We start from the raw sequence: 7395 nt of genomic DNA, 5'->3' as shown, positions 1-7395 counted from the left end.
CCCGATCATTTCCGACATCGTCGCATTCATTGCGGGACGGTTCTTCGGGAAGTAGCTACACCCGTAGTCATTTTCCTGGGTAGCGTTTTCGCCAAACCAGGCTTTTAGCAGGGCTACCAGATGTTTTTCATAAAACGACCCATTGCGCACCAGATAATCACGTATAGTCTTATCCGTATGATTAGGATACGGCAAATAGCCCGGTAGGATGTGATAAAGGTTGGCCATATCGGTCGAACCCTGAACATTCGGTTCGCCGCGCAGGGCATTGATCCCGCCGCCGGCTTTGCCACTATTACCCAACAACAATTGAATGATGGCATAGGCCCGAATGCCTTGCGTACCCGTGGTATGCTGGGTCATGCCCATCGCATAGAGAATAGTGCCCGGTTTCCCTTTAGAAAAGGCGTCGGCGATTTCTTTAATTTTCGCGGCCGGGATCCCGGAGATTTTTTCGGCTGTTTCCAGGGTATAGCGGGCATAGTGAGCTTTGAGCTTAGCAAATACGCTATCCGGGTCCTCCAGACTGTCCGCTTTCAGGGGTTTTTTATCCGGCCCAAGTTGGTAACCCCAGCTCGCGGTAGCATACTTCTTTGTTGTAGGGTCAAAACCGGAGAAGAGGCCATCTTCTAATTTATAATCTTTACTGACCTTAAACAGAGCATTAGTGTAATTAAGAACATATTTCTCATCGTATAATTTCTTTTCAATAATATAATTAATAATAGCGCCCAGATAGGCAATATCCGTTCCCGGACGGATTTGGGCAAAGATGTCGGCTTTGGTAGCCGTCAGAGTAAAGCGTGGATCGACGACGATTACTTTAGCGCCTTTTTCTTTTGCCCGAAGAATCCACCTCATGGCAATCGGATGATTTTCAGCGCAGTTGCTTCCCGCAATTAAAAAGACCTCGGCATTATTCATATCTGACCATGAATTGGTCATCGCCCCACGACCAAAGGCAGGGGCCAACCCGGTTACGGAGGAAGCATGGCATTGCCTGGCCTGGTGGTCATGATGCGGGGTCCCGATTACCCGGCAGAATTTCGTAAATAGGTACGACTCTTCATTGTCCACTTCGGCAGAACCAAGAAAGGCGATTCCGTCCGCACGGTTAACCGGCAGCATTTCCTTTAGTCCGGTTTTCGCATTGACCACCTCATCAGCGGCTTTCCAAGTAGCCTCCCGGACTTCTTTGGTTTTCTTGGCGACGCGGTCCAGCGCCTCTTCCCAGGAGATGTCTTCCCAATGATCCGCCCCGGGAGCACGCCGTTTCGGCTTAGTCACCCGATCCGGCGAGTAGGCGACATGTGATAAGCTTGCCCCCTTGGGACACAGCACTCCCTCGCTGACCGGATGATCCGGGTCACCTTCCAAATGAACTAACTTACCCTCTTTCACATACAAAAGCGTCCCACAGCCACCGGCGCAAAAATGGCAGATGCTCGGGACCTTTTTGGTTCCTTCCAGTTTCAACGCATACCCTTTGGCCTCCGCAACGGCCGGGTCAAAACCCAGACCAGTGGCCAAGGCTGCAATGGAAAGCCCTGAGAGTTTAAGGAACCCACGACGAGAAACATCCATCTCTTCTTCCTCCCCTAAAAATGTTTTCTTAAACACGCCATGACCAATCCCATGAATTTACTTCTTGATCAAAGCATGATCAGAACTTTGTATCTAGACATAAGCGACGCTCCTTACACTTCAATCATTCCTTTTCTATTTACATGAAAAAATAAAAAAACTCCTATCTTAATTAGGAGGGTAAAGTTCATTGCCATGCTAAATTAGGGCATTGGTTACATCAAAAATACGCGCTCTCTCCCCCTACTCAGAAACAACTTACGGCACCATTATTAAAGACACCTCTCATTACCGGCGCATAAATGATGCGGGCAATGCAAATTGTCTTCTCAGTGCCATTGACTCCTTTCCAATATAAGGGAGATAAACCCGTTTCCGGATTTACCGTGTCGGCATAACAGCCAAGTCGGCTAATTCCCCGTAGCCGCAGCTTTAGGTGAAGTAGCTTGGGAGCTAAGTTTTAAAAAATTATTAAATTTCAGCAACGTTGTAACGCTGTTGCTAAAAAGTCTAAGGGTTGGCAAATTAGGGTTCAACAACGACGAATAAAGGCAGGAATGTAGTACAGCCAAATCAATGATTCGCCAACAAGCAAGTCGGATGAAGCATTAAAGCATAGATGAACTCATCCGCCAAAGCTCCAAAGAGAATCGGTGAAGAAAGGCCGCATCAACTTCAGGTCTTCATTTGCGCCACTGTAAATAGAAACTCTATGAACCGCCGGTTCATGTAAGTTAACTCACATGCAACGGGTTATAATTTGCTTAAACCTTGTACTTGATAGCACTTTCTCACCTCCCTCAACGCCGACTTGATGCCGACAGTATTTCAACGAAGCTGCACTTCTAACGCCGCTCGGTTTTGATATTGCCGGAGGATATGCTTGGCGGATAATTATATCCTCATAAACTGTTACTTCAACACAAGTATATATTATATATAATGTCTTTGTAATGTTAGTGTATCACTTTTATGTGTTCTTGTCACTAGCACATTTTGGTCACCAATGAAGAAATTTATAGAATCCTTTGAAATTGAAAAAATAGAGTAGGGGCAATTACTCGGGTCTTTGACAGTTACATAAATACAGATATCCCTAAAAGCCTTGTTTTCAGAGGCCACTGAAAAAGTCAAAGAAGCCATTGCCTTAAAAGCAGAGGCTTCTTATCACGAAAAATGGGATAATATAGAGTAAAAAACAACTTAAAGAGGGTTTGGGGAATGTTGAGGACATACAATCAGATGAAATTATCCGAATATAGGAATCTATACGATGTAGTGGTGCTACTTCGGATCCGTAAAGTTGATTGACAACTGCTGTGTAAGGGAATATGGCGTACCGGATCAACCGCATTCCTATATGACATCCGCGCCTGCGGATAATTATCTTTCATTTGGGCTATAGACAAAGTCGTTGACGATTTCTTTTGTCAACATGCTCCCTTCAAAGCTGTTGCTGTAATAAATAATGTAAGGGATTGCCCGTTAAGGTAACTAACCACCTTTACTCAGCCTCAGCATCCCATTCAGAAAAGTTTCAATTTGCTCACGGGTGGAAAAATAACTTAAACTAATCCTGCAGGTTCCCTGATGCAAAGTACCAATGGTCCGATGCGCCAGAGGAGCGCAATGGAGGCCGGAACGGGTGACAATACCAAAATTATTCTCCAAAAGAAAACCCAGTTCGCCGCATTCCAGACCGGCCAGATTTAGAGACAAAACAGCGGTCCGCTGTCGGTTGTCCACAGGGCCATGAATTGTCACTCCCTGAATTTGCCTTAACCCGTCAACCATCCTGTCCATCAGTTCCAGCTCATGATTTCGAATAGCTGCCAGACCTTTTCTCATGATAAAACTGACGCCTGCTCCTAAACCGGCAATTCCCGGTGTATTGGGAGTGCCGCTCTCATACTTATCCGGGGAAAAATCAGGCTGTACCATTTCCTCGGAAAAGGAGCCGGTACCTCCCTCGAGCAGTGAATCAATGTCCAAACCGGGCCGAATATAGAATCCGCCCGTACCTTGCGGACCGAACAGGCTTTTATGCCCGGTAAAGGTCAGAACATCAATATTTTGTTCTCCAATATCAAGCGGGATTATCCCGGCGCTTTGGGCCGAATCCACCATAAATACTGCGCCCTTATTCCTGCAGAGCTGCCCTACTTCCCGGACAGGCATAATCGTGCCTGTCACATTGGAGGCTGCGGTCAGACAAACCATGCAGGTATTCGTACGCCAGGCTTTCTCCACCTCATACGGGTCCAGACTGCCGTCGGCAGCACAGTCCGCGATGGATATTTCCACTCCGGAATTTTTTAACTTACTGAGCGGCCGTACCACAGCGTTATGCTCCATCGAACTGATAATAATATGATCCCCCGGCTTCAGATATCCTTTGAGCACCGTGTTGATCGCCTCTGTGATATTCTTGGTAAAAATCAGGCGCGAAACATCCGTGAAATGAAAGAGCGCGGCCAACGCTTCCCTGGTATCCAGCAGCACCCCTCCGGCTTCCAGCGTTTTACTGCTGCTGCCCCGGTACGGACTGCCGCCCAGTCGACGGTTGTAATGATCAATCATCTGATAAACAATCTCCGGTTTTGGCCAGGATGTAGCTGCATTATCTAAATAGATCAGCTCTTTCATTTCACACTCCTATTCTCAAGGGAACTTGCTATTTGCTCAATATACATAAACCCTTCCCCTTGCCCAAAGCCCAAACAGCAATTCAACAGGTCTTGTTCCACACCGCCGTCTTGCGTTGAATCCTGACAATACCCCCTGTTTTGATGTTGCTTCCCGCAAGAATCTTTTCCACCTGCGCCACATTTTCCTCACTGACCAGCAGCGAGATGCCGCAAAAACTGCTGGCTTCACGGGGAGTCGGTGAAATACTGCACTTTACCTGAGCCTCTTTTAATTTCCGGTGCAGGCGAAGACCTTCCTGATGATTGGGAAAGAGTACGTAGTAATCATAAATTTCCGCCATGATTCATTCAACCTACCTGTTACCTATTGTTCCTATTGTTTCAAGATTTCCAGAAAAGCCTGCACTCTGGTGCGCAGCTGTTCCATGTCCTGTTCGCTGTAATCTGTTTCCAAATGTATATTGGGGACGCCCGCTTTATTTAAAGCTTGTTGGACCAGATACCCTTCCGTGGAATAAAGGCCGCAGAACTGCAGGCTGCAATCAATCACCCCGTCCACCTTATATTCTTTCACCAAACGCAGGAGATCGTCGATCCGTCCGGTATTAGGCGTAAAGCAGGCACAGTTGGTCTTCATGTAGCGCGCGGCCAAGGCTTTGATTTGTTCATCCAAAGTTTTACCGCTTTCATCAACCAGATTTTCAAAATAACGCGTGCCGGTGCAGAGTTCCTCGACTACCACCACAGCGCCGCTGGTTTCAAGAATATGGTGCAGTTTCCAATTAGGAATAGCCATCGGTGTGCCTGTGATCAAAATGCGCGGTGTGTCGGCTGGGAAAACACCCTCGCCCGCTGCTATTCTTTGCTCCAGTTCAGCGCAAAGTTTGTTGGTTTGGGCGGCAAAGCGGACCGGGTCGTCATAGAAGGCTATTTGCGTCACTAATAGCGCGTCTTTGCCGCTGATCGGCACCGGTGAATGTTTCCGGGCGTTGTAAAGACGGGCCAGGGCTTGCCGTTTTTCATTAAGAACTTTGATTTTTTCAGCTAAAGCTTCCAGGGTAACTTTATGGCCCGTAAACTTCTCTACAATTTCAAGCAGCGCTCTGATTTCATCTTCCCAGGCCAGAAGATCTTTTTCCCGCTTCATTTGCGGAATATCCATCACATAGACAGGGACTTCCTGATTGAGAATTTCCCAGGCTTTTTTCTTGCCGTCACAGGTTGTTTCCCCGATATACATATCGGCGATTTTGAAGAAAGGACAAGTTCCATCCAGACGCGCACCCACGGAGGCTTTGATCAGCGGGCAGGTATTGGCCGGCAGGACCTTTTCGCCGCCGCCAACCCAAAACTGGGAACCACCGCATAAGCCGGTGGCAATACCGCCGGCGGCAAAAATAATTTCATCAGGGACATAAACACAGAAGGTGCCAAAAACCTTGCCGCCGTTTTTCTGATGTTCAATCAGTTCCACCGGGCGCACCCCATGAATTTCCGAAACCACAAAGTTGAAAAAATCCATTCCCTCCGGACGGTTTTCCTGGGACATATAAACAGCCCCAAAAGCTTCCGGCAGCGCCTGACAGAGTAAATCGTGTTTTTCCAGATCCATTCCCAGGTCAGACCACATTTTGCGATAATCAGCCATAAAACTACCTCCTCATATTATTAAGTTATTATTGTTTTTACCGGAAAATATGATTTTAGGGAACCCCATCATCATCGTGAGCATCAGCTATTCTCTGGTTTTCATAATAGTTCTGAATAGCTTTGCGCAAGGCGCCTACTCCCAGATTAGAACAATGCTGTTTCTCCTTTGGCAATCCACCCAAGGAATCAATTATATCCTGTTCGGTAATTTCCAGGGCATCTCCAAGGCTTTTACCCTTTGCCAAAACTGTTGTCATGCTGCTGGTTGCAATCGATGCAGTACAACCAAACACCAAAAAGCTAATATCTACGATGATTTCATCCTGTATCTTAACATATATGGTCAGACAATCCCCACAATTCGGGTCTCCTACTGACCCTTCACCATCTGCATCCGGCATGCTGCCAACATTCTGCGGATTCTTAAAATGCTCTATAACCTTTTCTGAATACAATTATATCCACCACCTGATTTGTTTCTTCTTTTTCACGCAATGCTATACTGTTCCATTACAATAACTCAAACTGTACTTACTTATATAATCTAGCAATTATTGTTTCTCCTCCTTTTACCTTCTGACCAACTTGGACCATTATGGTTGCCTCCTTGGGCAGGTAGACTTCAGTACTGGAACCAAAACGAATAAGCCCAAACCTATCACCGGTAGCCATATAATCGCCTACTTGAACCCAACACACCAGACGCCGAGCTACTATTCCAGTAATCTGCACCACCAGAACCTTACCCCATTCTGATGCAATCCCCAGATAGTTGCGGACATTTTTTTCGCTTGCTTCATTTTTATATGCAGGTAAAAATATTCCAGATACCCTTTTCACCAACTCCACTTGCCCTTCTATGGGATTGCGATTAATATGCACGTTAAAAATACTTAAGAATATTCTTATCTGAACCGTATTGTCATGTACATATTTATCCTCAAATACTGTATTTATATCCATAACTCGACCATCAGCCGGTGCGACAACCATTCCCATGCTTGCAGAGAAATGGCGCTCTGGATTACGGAAAAAGAAAATGCAAAATAAGGTTAAGACTAAGCCTGGTAGAACTCCAGCCCAACCTGTGCCTAAATATAATAGAGCAGAAAGCATAGCAAAAAATGCGATAAAAATCCATCCTTCACGAGCTACAATTTCTCTATGATTCATTTAATAACTCCTATCAAATAAAACGAAATTAAAAATTCCAGATTATTTCAGTTTAATTGTCTATTAATTAAAATGCACTTAACTGTGGTTCAATTTTTCCCTGAATTATATGGGATTAAACTTTTCTTATAATTATGGGTTTTAGGCTCGTATTCTTTGCTGCATAGTTTTCACACATTTTAATAATTATTATAGATATAACAAAAAACACTATTCCGCCAACTATAGCAGTAACTGTTGCATTAATCCTGAATAATTCTGACATATTATATCCTAATACAACCCCTAAAAAAACTAGGATGAACGGCAGGATAAATACAATAAATGCTGCTATTAGCAT

Annotated in this window: 7 protein-coding genes and 1 riboswitch; all 7 genes read right to left on the bottom strand. The window is 45.3% G+C overall.

Features of this window, described 5'->3' with window-relative positions; translation table 11 throughout:
- On the bottom strand, window positions 1-1584 hold a 1584-nt coding region (locus tag AC6I5A_RS06410), incomplete at its 3' end, for a molybdopterin-dependent oxidoreductase (RefSeq protein ID WP_034613207.1).
- Window positions 1585-1910: 326 nt separating this feature from the next.
- Window positions 1911-2049, bottom strand: a riboswitch (molybdenum cofactor riboswitch).
- Window positions 2050-3078: 1029 nt separating this feature from the next.
- Entirely contained in the window at window positions 3079-4230 is a 1152-nt protein-coding gene (locus tag AC6I5A_RS06405; RefSeq protein WP_497900547.1) for an aminotransferase class V-fold PLP-dependent enzyme, read from the bottom strand.
- 82 nt (window positions 4231-4312) lie between these two features.
- Entirely contained in the window at window positions 4313-4573 is a 261-nt protein-coding gene (locus tag AC6I5A_RS06400; RefSeq protein WP_034613204.1) for a putative Se/S carrier protein, read from the bottom strand.
- Window positions 4574-4605: 32 nt separating this feature from the next.
- Window positions 4606-5880, bottom strand: a complete 1275-nt coding sequence (locus tag AC6I5A_RS06395) for a double-cubane-cluster-containing anaerobic reductase (RefSeq protein WP_034613201.1) — start codon at window positions 5878-5880, stop codon at window positions 4606-4608.
- Window positions 5881-5935: 55 nt separating this feature from the next.
- Window positions 5936-6337 (bottom strand): iron-sulfur cluster assembly scaffold protein, encoded by a 402-nt coding sequence (locus AC6I5A_RS06390; RefSeq protein ID WP_034613198.1) that lies wholly within the window; start codon window positions 6335-6337, stop codon window positions 5936-5938.
- Window positions 6338-6413: 76 nt separating this feature from the next.
- Window positions 6414-7055: a phosphatidylserine decarboxylase family protein gene (locus AC6I5A_RS06385; protein ID WP_034613195.1), complete on the bottom strand. Its 642-nt coding sequence runs from the start codon at window positions 7053-7055 to the stop codon at window positions 6414-6416.
- Window positions 7056-7170: 115 nt separating this feature from the next.
- Window positions 7171-7395: SoxR reducing system RseC family protein (locus AC6I5A_RS06380; protein WP_034613192.1), on the bottom strand; the 225-nt coding region annotated here is incomplete at its 5' end.

The organism is Desulfosporosinus sp. Tol-M2, from assembly GCF_059735615.1.
The sequence above is the reverse complement of the archived record's forward strand: the minus strand, read 5'-3'. Positions and strand labels throughout refer to the sequence as shown.